Here is an 18,963-nt window from a genome sequence, read left to right on the forward strand (position 1 = left end):
CATTGCGGCGCTGGATGGGGCGCCCGCGAAGCATTCGCCGGCCTGATCCGGCGGGCTTTCAGGGGTTCTCCGGGTCGTGCCCGAGGGACTGCAGGAACAGCGAGAACAGTTCCGGCTGCGAGGAGATGTCCAGCTTGGCGTAGAGGTGCCGGCGGTGCACCTTGATGGTTTCCGGGGAGATCGCCAGGCGCTCGGCCATGGCCTTGGAGGAGTAGCCGCGCAGGATCAGCCGGGCGATCTCCAGCTCGCGCTCGGAGAGCACCCCGGCGCCGAAGTGGCTGAGGGCGTCGCGCACCTGGCTGGCCACCGGCTCGCTGGCCGGCAGCAGGCGCTGGCTGCGTTGCTGCCAGTGCTGCTGCAGCAGCGCCAGCACCCAGGGGCAGAGCATCGCCAGCAGGCCGCACTGTTCGGCGTCGAACGGCTTGCGCACGCCCAGGGAGAGCGACAGCGCGCCCTGGCCGGGGAGCTGGAGGATGAACTGCACCTCGTCCTCCAGCACGTTGTCGTGGAAGTAGCTGAGGAAGTACTCGCTCTGGCGGAACTGGTCCGGGGCCACTTCCTCCAGGCGGTACAGGCCGCTGGGCAGTCCTTCGCGGCAGGCCTGGTAGAAGGGGTCGAGCTGGTACAGGCCGCTGAGGTAGGCGGGCATCGCCGCCGGGCCTTCCTGCGGCACGGCGTCGTATTCCTCCAGCGCCACCGGGGTGCCGCTGGCGGGGTAGAAGGCCGCCAGGGCGTTGTCGAACGGCAGCCACTGGTGCAGCAGCAGGATCAGCTGCTTCCAGAAGCGCGGCTGGCCGATCTGCTCGATGGCGCGGCCGAGGTTGGCGTGCATGCCGACTTCGCGAAACAGGTTGTGCATCCCGGGGCTCTCCGCAAGAGGTGAACCGGTTTCCTCCTTTTCAGGCCCCGCCGTCAAGGGGCGTAACCCCAAATGGTGATTGGCCGCCAGGGCCGGCCCGCCCAGACTGCGGGCCATGCAGCGCCCCGTGCAGAGGGCGCCACATGGGTCTTCGTTGCTGCCTCAACCATCAATAACAATTCGAGGAAAACGACATGAGCTCTCCCGCAGCGCCGGACGGCGTGCTCAAGCCCAGCCTGGGCGTGTTCGACGTGGTCGCCATCACCGTCTCGGCGGTCACCCCAGCCAGCAGCGTGTTCGTCATCGCTCCCTTCGCCATCCAGCAGGCCGGCAGCGGCGCCTTCCTGGCCTTCGTGATGGCCGCGGTGCTGGCGCTGATGTTCGCCTGGTGCTACGCCGAACTGGGCCGGGCGCACAGCTCGGCCGGCGGCGAGTACGTCTACGCCAAGCGCGTGTTCGGCGGCATGGCCGGCTACGCCACCTTCCTCACCGTGCTGGTCTCGCTGCTGTTCATCCCGCCGGTGCTGGGCACGGGGGCGGCCACCTACCTCAACGGCGCGCTGGGCACGCAGTTCGACACCCAGACCGTGGCCCTGGCCATCGTCGCCGCCAGCTACGTGCTGGGCATCCTCAACATCCGCGTCAACGCCTGGGTCACCGGCGTCTTCCTGCTCTGCGAAGTGGCCGCGCTGCTGGTGATAGTGGTGCTCGGCTTCGGCCACGCCAGCCAGCCGCTGAGCGTGCTGCTGCAGCCGCAGGTGCTGGACGGCGGCGTGCTGGCGGCGGCGCCCTGGGCGCTGGTGATAGGCGCCGTGGGCACCGCGGTGTTCTCCTACAACGGCTTCGGCGGCGCCGTGCTGCTGGCCGAGGACATGAAGGACGGCGGCCGCACCGTGCACCGCGCGGTGCTCTGGTCGCTGGTGCTGGTGGTGGTGATCGAGCTGGTGCCGCTGACCGCGCTGCTGATCGGCGCGCCCTCGCTCAAGGACATGCTCGCCAGCCCCGACCCCATCGGCTACCTGCTCACCGCCCACGGCAACGGGACGCTGTCGCGGCTGGTCAGCGCCGGCATCTTCCTCTCGGTGTTCAACGCCATCGTCGCCATCGTCATCCAGGTCGGCCGGGTGATCTTCAGCAGCGGCCGCGACGCCCTCTGGACGCCGGCGCTGAACCGCGCCTTCACCCGCATCCACCCGCGCTGGGAGTCGCCCTGGCTGGCTACCCTGTTCCTCGGCGTGCCCTCGGCGGCGCTGAGCTTCAGCTCCAACCTGGAGGAACTGACCTCCTTCACCGTGCTGCTGCTGGTGCTGATCTACCTGGTGGTGGCCCTGTGCGCGCTGTTCAGCCGCGTGCTGCGCCGCGACCGCGAGCACCCCTACCGCATGCCGCTGTGGCCGCTGCCGGCGCTGCTGGCGGTGGTCGGCGCCGGCTACCTGCTGCTCGAGCTGCTGATGGAAGCCTCGGCGCGGGACGTGATGACCATTATCGGGATACTGGCCGTATCGGTGATTCTCTACAGCACCTACGGCAAGTTGAGCCCGGCTTTCCAGAAACTCTGAAGACCACAGGAGTCCCCATGCGCGCTCGTCAACTCGGCATCACCCTGGGCCTGGGCACACCCGGCGCATTCAATGCCATCACCGACGTCCCCGGCGTCCGCGTCGGCCACAGCACCCTGGTCGCCGAGCACGGCGGCAGGCAGGTGCGCACCGGCGTCACGGTGCTCCAGCCCCGCGCCGGCGAGGCCCGCCTGCAACCCTGCTTCGCCGGCGCCCACGTGCTCAACGGCAACGGCGACGCCACGGGCCTGGAGTGGATCCGCGAGGCCGGCCTGCTGGCCACGCCCATCGCCATCACCAACACCCACAGCGTCGGCGTGGTGCGCGACGCCCTGGTGGCCGCCGAGCGCGATGCCCTGGCCGACCCGGCGGTGTACTGGTGCATGCCGGTGGTGATGGAGACCTACGACGGCCTGCTCAACGACATCTGGGGCCAGCACGTCGGCCCCGGGCACGTGCGCGACGCCCTGGCCGCCGCCGAGTCCGGGCCGGTGGCCGAAGGCCCGGTGGGCGGCGGCACCGGGATGATCTGCCACGAGTTCAAGGGTGGCATCGGCAGCGCCTCGCGCAAGCTGCCGGCGGAGCAGGGCGGCTGGACTGTCGGTGTGCTGGTGCAGGCCAACCACGGCCAGCGCCGCGAACTGCGCGTCGACGGCTACCCGGTGGGCCGGGTGCTGGGCGACATCCCCTCGCCGTTCGCGGAAAAGGGCGAACCGGGCATGGGCTCGATAGTGGTGATCATCGCCACCGACGCGCCGCTGCTGCCGCACCAGTGCCAGCGCCTGGCGCAGCGCGCCTCCATCGGCATAGCCCGCACCGGCGGCGGCACCGAGGACAGCAGCGGCGACATCTTCCTGGCCTTCGCCACCGGCAACCGCGACCTGCCGCCGGCCGACTACGGGCGCAAGGGCCTGCCGCAGAGCACGCCGCTGCAGATGCTCAACAACGAGCACATCTCGCCGCTGTTCGCCGCGGCGGCGGAAGCGGTGGAGGAGGCCATCGTCAACGCCCTGCTGGCCGGCCGCGAGATGCGCACGGCGGACGGCACGCGGGTGCCGGCGCTGGAGGGGGAGACGCTGCTGGAGGCGCTGCGCGAGGTGGGGTGGCGGCCGCGCTGAGGCGGCGGGAGACAACTGTAGGAGCGGGCCCTGCCCGCGATTTCGCGCGCAGGGCGCGCTCCTACAGGGGAATGGCGTGGGTGGGGCGGCGTAGGAGCGGATCTCATCCGCGAATCGCGCCGGAACGTCCGGCTATCGCGGACAAAGTCCGCTCCCGTGCTTCCCTGGAGCTGTAGGAGCGGGCCCTGCCCGCGATTTCGCGCGCAGGGCGCGCTCCTACAGGGGGAAGGGCGTGGGTGGGGCGGCGTAGGAGCGGATCTCATCCGCGAATTGCGCCGGAACGTCCGGCTATCGCGGAAAAGTTCCGCTCCTACGATCGTGCTTCCCTGGAACCGTAGGAGCGGATTCCATCCGCGATTCGCGCCCGTGGGGCGCTACATCAGTTCGGGGTGTAGATCTGGTCGAAGATCCCGCCATCGGCAAAGTGGGTCTTCTGCACGGTCCGCCAGTCACCGAAGGTCTTCTCCACCGAGAAGAAGTCCACCTTCGGGAAGCGGTCGGCGTACTTGGCCAGGATCGCCGGGTTGCGCGGGCGCAGGTAGTTGTCGGCGGCGATGGTCTGGCCCTCGTCGGACCACAGGTACTTCAGGTAGGCCTCGGCCTGGGCGCGGGTGCCTTTCTTCTCGACCACCTTGTCGACCACCGCCACCGGCGGTTCAGCCTCGGCGGATACGCTGGGGTAGACCACCTCGAAGCCGCCGCGGCCGAATTCGCGGGCGATCATCTCGGCTTCGTTCTCGAAGGTCACCAGCACGTCGCCGATCTGGTTCTGCATGAAGGTGGTGGTGGCCGCGCGGCCGCCGGTGTCCAGCACCGGGACGTGCTTGAACAGCTGGCCGACGAATTCCCTGGCCTTGGCTTCATCGCCGCCGTGCTTGAGCGAGTAGCCCCAGGCTGAGAGGTAGGTGTAGCGGCCGTTGCCCGAGGTCTTCGGGTTCGGCACCACCACCTGCACGCCGTCCTTGAGCAGGTCCGGCCAGTCGTGCAGGCCCTTGGGGTTGCCCTTGCGCACGATGAACACGGTGGCCGAGGTGAAGGGCGCGCTGTTGTTCGGCAGGCGGGTGGCCCAGTCCTTGGGCACCAGCCCGCCGTTGTCGGCCAGGGCGTCGATGTCGGTGGCCTGGTTCATGGTGATGACGTCGGCCGGCAGGCCGTCGATCACCGAACGGGCCTGCTTGCTGGAGCCGCCGTGGGACATCTGGATGGTGATCTTCTCGCCTTTCTCCGCTTCCCAGTGCTTCTGGAAGGCGGGGTTGTACTCCTTGTAGAAGTCGCGCATCACGTCGTAGGAGACGTTGAGCAGCGGCTGCGCGGCCTGGGCGGCGCTGCCCAGGGCCATTCCGGCGGCCAGCAGGGAGGCGGCGAAGAGTCGTTTCACGGGCGGTTCCTTCTCGGCAGTGTTGAATTGCCGATTATGCCCGTGGGTTATATGCCGCTTAAATACCCAAAGGCTATTTGCTTATGCAAGGACGCGCCCGTGGGGCGCGTCCAAGACTTCAGCGTTTCTCGCCCAGGCCGGCCTCACTCGCAACGGGCTCCTCGGCCAGGCAGGCAGCGGCGGTGAAGAGCACGTCGGTGGAGGAGTTCAGCGCGGTTTCCGCCGAGTCTTGCAGGATGCTGATGACGAAGCCCACCGCCACCACCTGCATGGCCACCTCGCCGGAGATGCCGAACAGCCCGCAGGCCAGCGGGATCAGCAGCAGCGAGCCGCCGGCCACGCCCGAGGCGCCGCAGGCGCACAGCGCCGAGACCACGCACAGCAGCAGGGCGCTGGGCAGGTCCACGGCGATGCCCAGGGTATTGGCCGCGGCCAGGGCCAGCACGCTGATGGTGATGGCCGCGCCGGCCATGTTGATGGTGGCGCCCAGGGGGATGGACACCGAGTAGGTGTCCTCGTGCAGGCCCAGGCGTTCGCACAGCTGCAGGTTGACCGGGATGTTGGCCGCCGAGCTGCGGGTGAAGAAGGCGGTCACGCCGCTTTCGCGCAGGCAGGTGAAGACCAGCGGGTAGGGGTTGCGGCGCACTTTCCAGAACACGATGGCCGGGTTCACCACCAGCGCCACGAAGAGCATGCAGCCCAGCAGCACGGCCAGCAGGTGCAGGTAGCCGAGCAGGGCGTCGAGGCCGGCCTCGGCGAAGGTGCTGGCCACCAGGCCGAAGATGCCCAGCGGGGCGAAGGCGATCACCACGCGGACGATCAGGGTGACGCCACCGGCCAGGTCGTCGAGCAGGTCGCGGGTGCTCTGGCGGGCATGGCGCAGGGCCAGGCCGAGGCCCACGGCCCAGCCGAGGATGCCGATGAAGTTGGCCTCCAGCAGCGCCTGCAGCGGGTTGCTGGCGACGCTGAACAGCAGGGTGCGCAGCACCTCGCCGATGCCGCCGGGCGGCGCCGCCTCGGCGGCGGCCGCGGTGTTCAGCACCAGGGACGAGGGGAAGGCGAAGCTGGCGGCCACCGCCACCACGGCCGCGGCGAAGGTGCCGACCAGGTAGAGCAGCAGGATCGGGCGGATGTGCGTGCGCTGGCCGACCTGGTGGTTGGCGATGGAGGCGCACACCAGCACCAGGACCAGCACCGGGGCCACGGCCTTGAGCGCCGCGATGAACAGCTTGCCGAGCAGGCCGACGGCCTGCGCCGCGTCGGGCGAGACCAGGGCCAGGGCGATGCCGGCGAGCATGCCGACGAAGATGCGCATCACCAGGCTGCTGCGCTGGATGCGTTGGAAGAGGGTGGGAGAGGGAAGCGTCATGACCTTACCGCTGCTTGCAAATGGAAACGCGAACCCGGCGGGCCGCGGAAGGGCGCGGATTATGCCGTCACGGGCGGGAAAATGCGCGGCGGCCGTCGGAAACCCGGCCCACGCCCCGCCAGCATGGCGGCGCGAAGCCGGGCCGGCCTTGACCTATGCCGGCCCGGAGGGGATTGCCCTGTGGCATGGCGTCACGGCCGCGGGGCTTCGCCAGCCCGCGCGCCAGGCCAATCCGCCTCATCTGCCGGCCAGCGGGGCGCGCCGTGAGGTTGGGCGCAGCAGGCGTTCGCCCAGTAGCACCAGCAGGCAGGCGAAGATGAAGGGCGCGGTCATGAAGGGGATGCCCAGGGCGACCATGGCCTGTTGCAGGATGAGCGCCAGCACGGCGCCGGCCAGCGGGGCGAGGGGGCAGGGCCGCGCAGGGCCAGGGCGAGGGCGGCCAGGGCGCTGTTCATGCCGAGCAGGCCGCTCTGCACGGCGTCCTGGGGGAGGCCGGCGAACACCGCCACCGGCAGCACCAGCACCGCGCCGAACAGCGCCCAGGTGGCGGCGCGCGGCGCGCCCAGCAGCAGGCCGAGGAAGATCAGCGCGCCGGCCAGCGGGGCGTCGAGGAAGATCACCTGGCCGAAGGCCCGCGCGGTGGCTTCGAGGAAGACCGGCAACGGCAGGTCTGCCAGCCCGGCCAGGGGCGCGGCGGGCTGCAGCGGGAGCGCCGGCAGGGCCCAGCCGAGCAGGACGAAGGCCAGGGTGTAGGGCGGCAGGCCGTGGCGCCGGCGCGAGGCGCGCAGCAGCAGGCGCTGCAGCGCCACGCTGGCGAGGCTGGCGAACAGCACCAGGGCCACCAGCAGCGGCGACCAGGCGAACTTCAGCGGCAGCAGCAGGCCGATCAGCACGGCGTTGTAGCCGTACAGGCCGTCTTCGATATCCGCCTGGCGGCAGCGCAGCAGGCGGGCGAACGCCGGGCCGGCGGTGGCGCCGAGCAGGGCGCCGGGCAGCAGGGTGGGGGCGCAGGCGCCGATCAGTGCCAGGCAGAGCAGGCCGAACAGCGGCGCGGGTTGCAGGAACACCTGGCTGAAGCCGCGCAGCCAGAGGGTCAGTAGCGGTAGTGGGCGCATCGGGGGCCTGGGCAGTTGAAGGGGGAGTCCGGGGCTTCTCCGGTTCCGCGTCGGCGGCCGTGCCTTCCATCGGGGAGGGCATCGCGGGAAGCTCCGTGGGTATCAGCGGGCGCATTCTGCCATGGCACCATTTTGGGGCGTGAATAAAAAAGAGGCCGGTCCCCGGGATCGCCGGAGGGTGGCCTCGAATCTCCATAGCCTGCGTGGGGGTTGCGAGGGTGGCTATGGCCGACAGAACTGCTGGCCGTTCAAGGCCAATCCCGGACGGACGGGGTCGCGGCCCCGTTTTCCCGGCCCCGTCCGTCCGGGAGTGACGCGGTGTGGAACCAGGCCTGGGCATGGTTCCGGAACTCTTTTTGCCCCTGGGGCAGTCCGGCGTGGCCGGTGACGCCGGCGCTGCGCCTTCTGCCGTTCAGCTCCCTCTCCCGCTTGCGGGAGAGGGTTGGGGAGAGGGGCTCTTTGATCTTCAGACCGACAACGCCGGCGCCACCGTCTCGATCCTCAGCATATTGGTGCTCCCCGGCTGCCCGAACGGCAGGCCGGCGGTGACCACCACTGTGTCGCCGCGCTGGGCCATGCGTTGGGCCAGGGCGATCTCCAGGGCGGTGGCGCAGATCTCGTCGACGTGGGCCAGTTGCTCGTTGACCACCGAGTACACGCCCCAGGCCACGCTCAGCCGCCGCGCCGCCTTGAGCTTGGGCGTCAGGCTGAGGATCGGCGCCTTGGGCCGCTCGCGCGAGGCGCGCAGGGTGGAGGCGCCAGACTCGGTGTAGTTGACCAGCACCGCCACCGGCAGGATGCGGCTGATGCGGCGGATGGCGCAGCTGATGGCGTCGGACACGGTGGCGTCCGGCTCCGGGCGGTTGAGTTCCAGCTGGCCCTGGTAGTCCGGCTCGGCTTCCACCTGGCGGATGATCTTGGCCATCATCTCCACCGCTTCCAGCGGGTACTGGCCGGAAGCGGTCTCGGCGCTGAGCATCACGCAGTCGGCGCCTTCGCTGACCGCGGTGGCCACGTCGGTGACCTCGGCGCGCGTCGGCGCCGGGGCGAAGCGCATGGATTCGAGCATCTGCGTGGCCACCACCACCGGCCGGCCGAGCTGGCGGCAGACCTGGATGATGCGCTTCTGGATGCCCGGCACGTTCTGCGCCGGCACTTCCACGCCGAGGTCGCCGCGGGCCACCATGATGGCGTCGGCCAGGCGGGCGATCTCCTCGATGCTCTGCACCGCCGAGGGCTTCTCGATCTTGGCCATGATGAAGGCCTTGTCGCCGATCAGCGCGCGGGCTTCCTCTATATCCTCGGGGCGTTGCACGAAGGACAGCGCCACCCAGTCCGCGCCCAGTTCCAGGCCGAACGCCAGGTCGCGGCGGTCCTTGGCGGTCAGCGGGCTGAGCTTGAGCACCGCCTCGGGCACGTTGACGCCCTTGCGGTCGGACAGCTCGCCGCTGTTGAGCACGCGGGTCTCGATGGCGTCGCCGTGGTTGTTCAGCACCTGCAGGCGGATGCGGCCGTCGTCCAGCAACAGGCTCATGCCCGGCTCCAGGGCCTGGATGATCTCCGGGTGCGGCAGCATCACGCGGCGCTCGTCGCCCGGGGCGTCATTCAGGTCGAGGGTGAAGCTCTGGCCCTTCTGCAGGGCCACCGCGCCGCCTTCGAAACGGCCGACGCGCAGCTTCGGCCCCTGCAGGTCCATGAGGATGCCGATGGGCATGCCCAGTTCGGCCTCCACCTCGCGCACCCACTGGTAGCGCTGGGCGTGGTCGGCGTGCTCGCCGTGGCTGAAGTTCAGGCGGAACAGGTTGGCGCCGGCCTCCACCAGGGCACGCACGTCCTCGCGGCCCTTGATGGCCGGGCCGAGGGTGGCGAGGATCTTGACCTTCTTGTCGTTGTTCATTGCTCGGCACTCTCGAGGACCAGGATGGCGCGGAAGTCGTTGACGTTGGTGCGGGTCGGCCCGGTGACCACCAGGTCGCCCAGCTCGGCGAAGAAGCCGTAGCCGTTGTTGTCGTCCAGCTCGTGCAGCGGGTTCAGCCCGGCGGCCAGGGCGCGCTTGTAGCTGCAGGGGCTCATCAGGGCGCCGGCGTTGTTCTCCATGCCGTCGATGCCGTCGGTGTCGCCGGCCAGCGCCCAGATGCCCGGCTCGCCCTTGAGCGCGGCGGTGAGGCTGAGCAGGAACTCGGCGTTGCGCCCGCCGCGGCCCTTGCCGCGCACGGTCACGGTGGTCTCGCCGCCGGAGAGGACCAGGCAGGGCGCGGCCAGCGGCTGGCCGTGCTTGCGCACCTGGCGGGCAATGCCGGCGTGGACCTTGGCGACGTCGCGCGACTCGCCCTCCAGGTCGCCGAGGATCAGTACCTCCAGACCGGCGGCGCGGGCCTTGGCGGCGGCTGCGTCGAGGGCCTGCTGCGGCGTGGCGATGAGGGTGAAGTAGCTGCGCGACAGGCAGTCATCGCCGGGCTTGACCGTCTCCGAGCGCGGGTCTTCCAGCCAGGCGCGGATGTGCGCCGGAGTGTCGATGCCGTAGCGCTTGAGGATGGCCAGGGCGTCGGCGGAAGTGGTCGGGTCGCCCACGGTGGGGCCGGAGGCGATCACCGTGGCCTCGTCGCCGGGCACGTCGGAGATCGCGTAGGTGTACACGCTGGCCGGCCAGCAGGCGCGGGCCAGGCGGCCGCCCTTGATCGCCGAGAGGTGCTTGCGCACGCAGTTCATCTCGTCGATGGCGGCGCCGGACTTGAGCAGGGCCTTGTTCAGGGCGCGCTTGTCGTCCAGGGAGATGCCCTCGGCGGGCAGGGCGAGCAGCGCCGAGCCGCCGCCGGAGAGCAGGAAGATCACCCGGTCGTCCTCGGTCAGGTCGCCGACCAGTTCCAGCACGCGGCGGGCCACGCGCTCGCCGGCGTCGTCCGGCACCGGGTGCGCGGCCTCCACCACTTCGATGCGCTGGCAGTTGGCGCCGTAGCCGTAGGGGGCGACCACCAGGCCGGCCACTTCCTCGTCCTGCCAGTGCGCCTCGACCACCTCGGCCATGGCCCCGGCGGCCTTGCCGGCGCCGATGACGATGGTGCGCCCGCCATGCACCCGCGGCAGGTGGCGGGCCAGCGTCTGCGCCGGGTGGGCGGCGGCGATGGCGGTGTCGAACAGCTCGCGCAGCAGGGCGCGTGGGTCGAGGCTCATCTGGGGCTCCTCAGGTTTCTTGTCGTTGTTCTTTCATTGCGGCATTGCGCAGGCGCCTGGGGGCAAGCGCCTGGGCAATGCCTTCGAAGCGCCCGGCCGGCGAAGCCGTGTTCACGCCGGCCGGGGTTCGAAAGCGAGTCGCTGGGCCCCCGCGTTCGCGGGGGTGACGTTGATTCGTATGCCTGTCCGTCACTCCCATAACGATCAGGCGTACAGCGTTCCCGTCATTCCCGCGAACGCGGGAACCCAGTGACTCTCCTCAGTCCTTGCGGATCGAGAAGTTGGCCATGTGCTCCAGGCCCTTGATCAACCCGGAGTGGTCCCAGTTGCTGCCGCCCAGGGCCGCGCAGGTGCTGAACACCTGCTGGGCGTTGGCGGTGTTGGGCAGGTTCAGGCCCAGTTCGCGGGCGCCGGCCAGGGCCAGGTTGAGGTCCTTCTGGTGCAGGCTGATGCGGAAGCCCGGGTCGAAGGTGCCCTTGACCATGCGCTCGCCGTGCACCTCGAGGATGCGCGAGGAGGCGAAGCCGCCCATCAGCGCCTCGCGCACCTTGGCCGGGTCGGCGCCGTTGCGCGCGGCGAACAGCAGGGCCTCGGCCACCGCCTGGATGTTCAGCGCGACGATGATCTGGTTGGCCACCTTGGCGGTCTGGCCGTCGCCGTTGCCACCGACGCGGGTGATGTTCTTGCCCATGGCCTGGAGCAGCGGCAGGGCGCGTTCGAAGGTGTTCGGGCAGCCGCCGACCATGATGCTGAGGGTCGCCGCCTTGGCGCCGACCTCGCCGCCGGACACCGGGGCGTCCAGGTACTGCGCGCCGGTGGCCTTGATCTTCTCGGCGAAGGCCTTGGTGGCGGTGGGCGAGATGGAGCTCATGTCGATCACCACCTTGTTCGGGCCGACGCCTTCGGCGATGCCGTCCTGGCGGAACAGCACGTCCTCGACCTGCGGGGTGTCGGGCACCATGACGATGATGAACTCGGCTTCCTGGGCCACTTCCTTCGGGTTGGCCAGGGCCACGGCGCCGGCTTCGACCAGCGCGGCCGGGGCCTTGTCGTGGTGGCTGGAGAGGAACAGCTGGTGGCCGGCTTTCTGCAGGTTCTGCGCCATGGGCAGGCCCATGATGCCGGTGCCGATGAATCCGATCTTGGCCATGAGGGTGTCTCCTGGTGTTCTGTATTGGGTTGAGGAGTCGCTGGGTTATTCCCCTTCGGGCCAGCGCAAGCGCTGTTCGCGATGGGGCCGCGTCCCGCGTTCGCGGGAATGACGTTGGAAAGCTTCTATCTCCCCGTCACCCCGCGAACGCGGGGGCCCAGCGCCTTCGGACTCGTGTCCGGTTCAGATCGCGTTGTGGCTCTTCAGCCAGCCCAGCCCCGCCTCGGTGGTGGTGGCCGGCTTGTACTCGCAGCCGATCCAGCCCTGGTAGCCGATGCGGTCGAGGTGGCCGAACAGGAAGCGGTAGTTGATCTCGCCGGTGCCCGGTTCGTGGCGGCCGGGGTTGTCGGCCAGCTGGATGTGGTTGATGGCCGCCAGGTTCTTCTCCATGGTCCGGGCCAGGTCACCTTCCATGATCTGCATGTGGTAGATGTCGTACTGCAGGAACAGGTTGGGGCTGCCCACCTTCTCGCGGACGTCCAGCGCCTGCTTGGTGGTCTGCAGGTAGAAGCCGGGGATGTCGAGGGTGTTGATCATCTCCATGACCAGCTTGATGCCCGCGGCCTCGAGCTTCTCGGCGGCGTACTCCAGGTTGTTCAGGAAGGTGTTCTCGAGGGTGGCGCAGTCGTACCCCTGCGGGCGGATGCCGGCCAGGCAGTTGACCTGCTTGTTGCCCAGCACCTTGGCGTAGGCGATGGCCTTGTCGACGCCGGCGCGGAATTCCTCGACGCGGTCGGGGTGGCAGGCGATGCCGCGTTCGCCCTTGCCCCAGTCGCCGGCGGGCAGGTTGAACAGCACCTGCTCCAGGCCGTTCTCCTGCAGCTTGGCCTTGATGACCTCGGCCTCGAAGTCATAGGGGAAGAGGTATTCGACGCCGCTGAAACCGGCCTTGGCGGCGGCTTCGAAGCGGTCGAGGAAGTCCACCTCGGTGAAGAGCATGGACAGGTTGGCGCAGAAACGGGGCATGTCGGGGCCTCCTGGTGGTGAAACACGTATTTCCGTAAGGGTGGGCCCCGCCGTGCACAGGTTGTGGTTATCCCTGCCACGGCTCCCCTGCACGCGGGGCCCGGTACTTCGTCAGTCGAGCAGCGGCTCAATCCAATAGAGAGACGGCGGTGGGCGCGTCGGCGCGGGACTGGGCCAGTTCCTCGAACTCGTTGATGGCGTCGATCTCGGTGCCCATGGCGATGTTGGTCACGCGCTCCAGGATCACTTCCACCACCACCGGCACGCGGTGCTGCTGCATCAGTTCGCGGGCCTGGGCGAAGGCGGCGCCGATCTGGTTCGGGTCGAACACGCGGATCGCCTTGCAGCCCAAGCCTTCCACCACGGCGACGTGGTCCACGCCGTAGCCGTTGAGTTCCGGCGCGTTGACGTTGTCGAACGCCAGCTGCACGCAGTAGTCGATCTCGAAGCCGCGCTGGGCCTGGCGGATCAGCCCCAGGTAGGAGTTGTTCACCAGCACGTGGATGTACGGCAGGTTGAACTGCGCGCCGGCGGCCAGCTCCTCGATCATGAACTGGAAGTCGTAGTCGCCGGACAGCGCCACCACCTGGCGGCTGGGGTCGGCCTTGACCACGCCCAGGGCCGCGGGGATGGTCCAGCCCAGCGGGCCGGCCTGGCCGCAGTTGATCCAGTGGCGCGGCTTGTAGACGTGGAGGAACTGCGCGCCGGCGATCTGCGACAGACCGATGGTGCTGACGTAGCAGGTGTCCTTGCCGAAGAACTCGTTCATTTCCTCGTACACGCGCTGCGGCTTGACCGGCACGTTGTCGAAGTGGGTCTTGCGCTGCAGGGTGCGCTTGCGCTCGCGGCAGGCCTCGACCCAGGCCATGCGCTCCTTCAGCCTGCCCGCGGCCTTCCACTCGCGGGCCACTTCGAGGAACACGTCCAGGGCGGCGCCGGCGTCGGAGACGATGCCCAGGTCCGGGGTGAACACACGGCCGATCTGGGTCGGTTCGATGTCCACGTGGATGAACTTGCGCCCGGCGGTGTAGACGTCGACGGAACCGGTGTGGCGGTTGGCCCAGCGGTTGCCGATGCCGAACACCAGGTCGGACTCCAGCAGGGTGGCGTTGCCGTAGCGGTGCGAAGTCTGCAGGCCGCACATGCCGGCCATCAGCGGGTGGTCGTCGGGAATCGTGCCCCAGCCCATCAGGGTCGGGATCACCGGCACGCCGATCAGCTCGGCGAACTCCACCAGCCTGGCCGAGGCGTCGGCGTTGATGATGCCGCCGCCGGCGACCAGCAGCGGGCGCTCGGCGTCGTTGAGCAGGGCCAGGGCCTTCTCGGCCTGGGCGCGGGTGGCGCTCGGGCGGTGCACCGGCAGCGGCTCGTAGGCGTCGATGTCGAACTCGATCTCGGCCATCTGCACGTCGAACGGCAGGTCGATCAGCACCGGGCCGGGGCGGCCGCTGCGCATTTCGTAGAAGGCCTTCTGGAAGGCGTAGGGCACCTGGCCCGGCTCCAGCACGGTGGTGGCCCACTTGGTCACCGGCTTGACGATGCTGGTGATGTCCACCGCCTGGAAGTCTTCCTTGTGCAGGCGGGCACGCGGCGCCTGGCCGGTGATGCAGAGGATCGGGATGGAATCGGCGGAGGCCGAGTACAGGCCGGTGACCATGTCGGTGCCGGCCGGGCCCGAGGTGCCGATGCACACGCCGATGTTGCCGGCGCTGGTGCGGGTGTAGCCTTCGGCCATGTGCGAGGCGCCCTCGACGTGGCGGGCCAGCACGTGGTCGATGCCGCCGAGCTTCTTCATCGCCGCGTACATGGGGTTGATGGCAGCGCCCGGTACGCCGAAGGCGGTATCCACGCCTTCGCGGCGCATGACCAGGACGGCCGCCTCGATCGCTCTCATTTTGGCCATGACCTTTCCTCTTGAGTCGGTGGTTTTCTTGTTGGGGGCAAGGATGCCGGCTGTGCCAAGGCGACGGAATTGATGGATACTTCAGTTCTGTCGATATCTGGAGTATCGAATGGACCGCTATACCCTCATCCGCAGTTTCGTCCTGGTGGCGGACAACGGCAGCTTCGCCTCGGCGGCGCTCAGCGAAGGCGTGACCCCGGTGGTCATGGGCCGGCGCCTGGACGCCCTGGAGCGGCACCTGGGCGTGAAGCTGATGCACCGCTCGACCCGCGGCCTGCAGCTGACCGACCTGGGCGAGCAGTACCTGGAGCGCGCGCGCAGCCTGCTCAAGGACTTCGACGAGGCCGACGCCAGCGTCACCCGCGGCGGCAACTCGGTGCGCGGGCACCTGGTGGTGTCGGCCCCGGCGGCGTTCGGCCGGCGCCACATCGCGCCCCACGCGCCGGCGTTCCTGGCGCGCTACCCGGACCTGAAGCTGTCGTTCAACTTCACCGACAGCCTGGTGGACCTGGTGCGCCAGGGCTACGACATGGGCATCCGCATCGGCGAGGTCACCGACCCCAACTACGTGGCGGTCAAGCTGTTCCCCAACCGCCGGGTGGTCTGCGGCGCGCCTTCGTACTTCGAGCTGCACGGCGTGCCGCGGGTGCTGGAGGACCTGGCGCGGCACAACTGCCTGGCCTTCAACCTGCAAGGCGGCCAGCAGCGCGGCTGGACCTTCCTGCGCGACGGCCGGCAGGTGGCGGTGCGGGTCTCCGGCAACCTCGACTGCAACGACGGCGAGCTGCTCTACGACTGGGTCAAGCAGGGCCTGGGCATCGGCTGGCGCTCCACCTGGGAGATCCAGGCCGAACTCAAGGCCGGCGAACTGGTGACGGTGCTCGACGAGTACGAGATCCCGGCCTACGACATCCAGGCGGTGTACCCGCAACAGCGCTATCTGCCGGCCAAGGTGCGCTTCTTCATCGACTACCTGAAGGACATCTACAACACCCCGGGGTACTGGGAAACCCGGCATCCTTGAGCGGTTTATTCGATACTGGCGTTGTATTTTTCTTGGTTTGTTGTTGTGTACAAAATGTCGCAGGATTGTATTTATTCGTTGCGTCCGGGGCTTCCTTCGGCTATTCCATCAAGGGCTTTGCCATGCCGCGTCCTTCCACGGGAGGGCGTGGGTGAACGTCTTATCCCTTTCCGCGAGGAACCCCTCATGAGCGAAATCAACCTCGACACCGCCCTGGCCATCACCCGCAGCGCCCTGGCCGCTGGCCGCGAACTCTCCACCGCGCCGCTGACCGTGGCGGTGCTCGACGCCGGCGGCCACCTGGTGGCCCTGCAGCGCGAGGACGGCGCCAGCCTGCTGCGCCCGCAGGTGGCCATCGGCAAGGCCTGGGGCGCGGTGGCCCTGGGCAAGTCGTCGCGCGCCCTGGCCGCCGACGCCCAGCAGCGCCCGTCGTTCATCGCCGCGGTGAACACCCTGGCCCAGGGCAACGTGGTGCCGGCGCCGGGCGGCGTGCTGATCCGCGACCGGGACAACCGCGTGCTCGGCGCCATCGGCATCAGCGGCGATGCCTCGGACATCGACGAGCAATGCGCCATCCGCGGCATCCAGGCCGCCGGCCTGGTGGCCGACGCGGGATAGGGCGAATAACCGTTCGCGGTTATCCGCCGATACACCCAGGCCATTAATGGCGCCGAGGTTGAACCCGGAGCGGCCCGGGGCCAAGGTCAGGCGGCGGATAACGCCGTAGGCGTTATGCGCCCTACGCAAAGGTCGGGCCTGGCGTAGGGCGAATAACCGTTCGCGGTTATCCGCCGATACACCCAGGCCATGAATAGCGCCGAGGTTGAACCCGGAGTGGCCTGGGGCCAAGGTCAAACGGCGGATAACGCCGTAGGCGTTATGCGCCCTACAGCGGCAACGGCCGCAGGCGCGCCTCGGCCTTGGTTGGCTCGCTGCCATCCGGCGCGGTGCCGCGCAGCACCAGGCGGGTGATGGTCTCGGCGGCAGCCTCGAAATCGGCGTCGCTGAGGCTGTCCTTGCCGGTGACCATGGAGATCTGCCAGTCGAAGTCGGCGTAGGTCTGGGTCGCCGCCCAGATGGTGAACAGCAGGTGGTGCGGGTCCACCGGGGCCAGCAGGCCGCGGTCGATCCAGCTCTGCAGGCAGGCGATGTTGCGCTGGGCCTGGGCGTTCAGCTCGTCCAGGTACTCCCTGGGCAGGTGCGGCGCGCCGTGCATCAGCTCGCTGGCGAATACCTTGGAGGCGTGCGGCAGCTCCTGGGAGATGCGCACCTTGGAGCGGATGTAGGCCTTGAGCGCCTCGGCCGGCTCGTCGTCCTCGCGGAACGGCGCGGAGGCCTGCAGCAGCGGCTCCACCACGCTTTCCAGCACGCTGCGGTAGAGGTTTTCCTTGGACTGGAAGTAGTAGTAGACGTTGGGCTTGGGCAGCCCGGCGCGCGCCGCTATGTCGCTGGTCTTGGTGGCGGCGAAGCCCTTTTCGGCGAACTCTTCGCTGGCGGCGCGGAGGATCAGGCGTCGGTTGCGTTCGCGAATGCTGGTCATGGTCTGCTGGGTCTTCTTGTGCGCGGTTGCCCATGGCTGGGCCGGCGATGGTAGCACCGGCCTCGCGGGCCCCTCAAGCAAGGGCCCTGTGCTGAAAGTTGACCCGTGGTTCAGCTTTTCTGTAGAGTCTGCGGACCCCGGCGTCGCCACGGCGCCCGGCCTTCCACGAGAGCGTCGCCATGTCCGACAGCCAACTGGTCGACCCCTTCGGCCGCCGCATCACCTACCTGCGCCTGTCGGTGACCGACCGTTGCGACTTCCGCTGCACCTACTGCATGGGCGAAGACATGCAGTTCCTGCCGCGCGACCAGGTGCTGAGCCTGGAAGAGCTCTATACGGTAGCCGACGCCTTCATCGCCCTGGGCGTGCGGCGCATCCGCATCACCGGCGGCGAGCCGCTGGTACGCAAGGGCCTGACCTCGCTGCTGGCGCGCCTGGGCGCGCGCCCCGAGCTGGAGGACCTGGCGATCACCAGCAACGGTTCGCAACTGGCCGGCCGCGCGGCCGAGCTGCGCGCCGCCGGCGTACGCCGGCTGAACATCAGCCTGGATTCGCTGCGCCGCGAGCGCTTCGCCGCCTTCACCCGCAGCGACCGCCTGCCCCAGGTGCTGGCGGGGATAGACGCGGCGCGGGCGGCGGGCTTCGAGCGCATCAAGCTCAACTGCGTGGTGCAGAAGGGGCGCAACGACGACGAGGTCTGCGAGCTGGTGGAATATGCGCTCGCCCGCGCCCTGGACATCAGTTTCATCGAGGAGATGCCGCTGGGCAGCATCAGCAGCCACGACCGCACGCGGACCCTCTGCAGCAGCGACGAGGTGCGCGCCCGCCTGGCCGAACGCTGGCAACTGACGCCCAGCCTGGAGCGCAGCGGCGGCCCCTCGCGCTACTACCGCGTCGACGGCCTGCCCAGCCGCATCGGCTTCATCTCGCCGCACAGCCACAACTTCTGCGGCGACTGCAACCGCGTGCGCGTCACCGCCGAGGGCAAGCTGGTGCTCTGTCTCGGCCATGAAGGCGCGCTGGACCTGCGCCAGCTGCTGCGCAGCCACCCCGGCGACGGCGCCCGGCTGCGCGCGGCGCTGGTCGAGGCGCTGCAGCTCAAGCCGCAGCGGCATCACTTCGACGCCGCCGAGCAGGTCCAGGTGTTGCGCTTCATGAGCATGACCGGCGGCTGAGGAGCAGGGACGATGCCCCGACAGGGCTTTCCGTCGGCCAGGGGCTTTCCCTAGAATCACGCGGCCGATGTGCTGCGAGGCCGATGTGAGCGAGAGTCAACTGCGAATTCCACTGGGCGACTGCTGCCTGGTCTGCGACGGTTTCCGCCAGCGGGTGGCGGGGCGGCCGTCGCTGGAAGTCGACGGCGACCTGCTCTGGGCGCTGGAGCACAGCAGCTGGCAGCCGCTGGCGGTGACGCTGGAGCCCCTGGCCGGCGGCGCCAGGGTCCGCCCGTTGCCGCTGGCGCGCCAGGCCGCCTTCGACGCGCAGCAGGCGCTGGACTGGCGCGACGACGAGGTCAGGATCGCCTGCCTGCCCGCCGTGCGCGACGCCCGGGTGCTGCGCGATTGGTGCCGGGCGTGCTGGCCGGAAGCCACCTTCGGCCCGCAGGCCTTCGATGCCCAGGCATACGCCTGGGGCCACCTGTTGCGCCTGGACTGCCGGCGAGCCGGGCTGGCCGTGGCCGGCCACGAGCACTTTCTGCTGCCCCATGCCTACCCTTGCGTGTACCTCGGCCACCTGGCCCTGGACTGGCGACGCTTGCGCTTCGAACCAAACGCCTGACGCCGTGATCTGAACAGAAGGCGCCTCGTTCG

At 69.3% G+C, this 18,963-nt stretch carries 17 protein-coding genes; 6 read left to right on the forward strand and 11 right to left on the reverse strand.

Features of this window, described 5'->3' with window-relative positions:
• Positions 1-58 precede the first annotated feature (58 nt).
• On the reverse strand, positions 59-859 hold the full coding sequence (locus tag PKO50_RS08370; protein WP_275629310.1) for a LuxR C-terminal-related transcriptional regulator: 801 nt from the start codon (positions 857-859) through the stop codon (positions 59-61).
• A gap of 194 nt (positions 860-1,053) precedes the next feature.
• Between PKO50_RS08370 and PKO50_RS08375 the strand changes: the two genes are divergently transcribed.
• A complete protein-coding gene (locus PKO50_RS08375) occupies positions 1,054-2,418 on the forward strand; it encodes an APC family permease (protein ID WP_109935943.1) in 1,365 nt (454 codons plus the stop codon).
• Between the two features lie 17 nt (positions 2,419-2,435).
• Positions 2,436-3,536, forward strand: coding sequence for a P1 family peptidase (locus tag PKO50_RS08380; RefSeq protein ID WP_089394845.1), 1,101 nt, complete (start codon positions 2,436-2,438; stop codon positions 3,534-3,536).
• Between the two features lie 379 nt (positions 3,537-3,915).
• On the opposite strand, the gene PKO50_RS08385 is transcribed toward PKO50_RS08380, so the two are convergent.
• The 9 genes from PKO50_RS08385 to gcl all read right to left on the reverse strand — a co-directional run bounded on the left by PKO50_RS08385 (position 3,916) and on the right by gcl (position 14,588).
• The gene (locus tag PKO50_RS08385) at positions 3,916-4,914 is read right to left on the reverse strand and encodes a sulfate ABC transporter substrate-binding protein (RefSeq protein ID WP_109935941.1); all 999 of its coding nucleotides are present in this window, start codon (positions 4,912-4,914) and stop codon (positions 3,916-3,918) included.
• Positions 4,915-5,032: 118 nt separating this feature from the next.
• On the reverse strand, positions 5,033-6,283 hold the full coding sequence (gene sstT / locus PKO50_RS08390) for a serine/threonine transporter SstT (protein ID WP_109935940.1): 1,251 nt from the start codon (positions 6,281-6,283) through the stop codon (positions 5,033-5,035).
• 237 nt (positions 6,284-6,520) lie between these two features.
• On the reverse strand, positions 6,521-6,667 hold the full coding sequence (locus tag PKO50_RS08395; protein ID WP_275629311.1) for a hypothetical protein: 147 nt from the start codon (positions 6,665-6,667) through the stop codon (positions 6,521-6,523).
• Positions 6,613-7,398: an urea transporter gene (locus tag PKO50_RS08400; protein WP_275629312.1), complete on the reverse strand. Its 786-nt coding sequence runs from the start codon at positions 7,396-7,398 to the stop codon at positions 6,613-6,615. Before PKO50_RS08400 ends, PKO50_RS08395 begins: the two co-directional genes overlap by 55 nt.
• 466 nt (positions 7,399-7,864) lie before the next feature.
• Positions 7,865-9,295 carry a pyruvate kinase gene (gene pyk, locus PKO50_RS08405; RefSeq protein ID WP_275629313.1) on the reverse strand — a complete coding sequence of 477 codons (1,431 nt, stop codon included), beginning with the start codon at positions 9,293-9,295 and terminating at the stop codon, positions 7,865-7,867.
• Complete coding sequence (locus PKO50_RS08410; RefSeq protein ID WP_275629314.1) at positions 9,292-10,569, reverse strand: glycerate kinase; 1,278 nt, start codon at positions 10,567-10,569, stop codon at positions 9,292-9,294. Before PKO50_RS08410 ends, pyk begins: the two co-directional genes overlap by 4 nt.
• 259 nt (positions 10,570-10,828) lie before the next feature.
• The gene (locus PKO50_RS08415; RefSeq protein ID WP_275629315.1) at positions 10,829-11,719 is read right to left on the reverse strand and encodes a 2-hydroxy-3-oxopropionate reductase; all 891 of its coding nucleotides are present in this window, start codon (positions 11,717-11,719) and stop codon (positions 10,829-10,831) included.
• 183 nt (positions 11,720-11,902) lie between these two features.
• Complete coding sequence (hyi, locus tag PKO50_RS08420; RefSeq protein ID WP_275629316.1) at positions 11,903-12,685, reverse strand: hydroxypyruvate isomerase; 783 nt, start codon at positions 12,683-12,685, stop codon at positions 11,903-11,905.
• Positions 12,686-12,812: 127 nt separating this feature from the next.
• Positions 12,813-14,588 carry a glyoxylate carboligase gene (gcl, locus tag PKO50_RS08425; protein WP_275629317.1) on the reverse strand — a complete coding sequence of 592 codons (1,776 nt, stop codon included), beginning with the start codon at positions 14,586-14,588 and terminating at the stop codon, positions 12,813-12,815.
• A 109-nt stretch (positions 14,589-14,697) separates the two neighbouring features.
• On the opposite strand from gcl, the gene PKO50_RS08430 reads away from it, so the two are divergent.
• Positions 14,698-15,612 carry a LysR family transcriptional regulator gene (locus PKO50_RS08430; protein ID WP_275629318.1) on the forward strand — a complete coding sequence of 305 codons (915 nt, stop codon included), beginning with the start codon at positions 14,698-14,700 and terminating at the stop codon, positions 15,610-15,612.
• Positions 15,613-15,798: 186 nt separating this feature from the next.
• The gene (locus PKO50_RS08435; protein WP_089394834.1) at positions 15,799-16,230 is read left to right on the forward strand and encodes a heme-binding protein; all 432 of its coding nucleotides are present in this window, start codon (positions 15,799-15,801) and stop codon (positions 16,228-16,230) included.
• A 268-nt stretch (positions 16,231-16,498) separates the two neighbouring features.
• Here PKO50_RS08435 and PKO50_RS08440 read toward each other — a convergent pair whose 3' ends face one another.
• Complete coding sequence (locus PKO50_RS08440; protein WP_275629319.1) at positions 16,499-17,152, reverse strand: TetR/AcrR family transcriptional regulator; 654 nt, start codon at positions 17,150-17,152, stop codon at positions 16,499-16,501.
• Positions 17,153-17,331: 179 nt separating this feature from the next.
• On the opposite strand from PKO50_RS08440, the gene moaA reads away from it, so the two are divergent.
• Both moaA and PKO50_RS08450 read left to right on the forward strand, forming a co-directional pair.
• Positions 17,332-18,327 (forward strand): GTP 3',8-cyclase MoaA, encoded by a 996-nt coding sequence (gene moaA, locus PKO50_RS08445; protein ID WP_275629320.1) that lies wholly within the window; start codon positions 17,332-17,334, stop codon positions 18,325-18,327.
• Positions 18,328-18,412: 85 nt separating this feature from the next.
• Complete coding sequence (locus PKO50_RS08450; RefSeq protein WP_275629321.1) at positions 18,413-18,931, forward strand: hypothetical protein; 519 nt, start codon at positions 18,413-18,415, stop codon at positions 18,929-18,931.
• Positions 18,932-18,963 lie beyond the last annotated feature (32 nt).

This window comes from Pseudomonas sp. 273, from assembly GCF_029201425.1.
GTDB lineage: Bacteria > Pseudomonadota > Gammaproteobacteria > Pseudomonadales > Pseudomonadaceae > Pseudomonas > Pseudomonas delhiensis.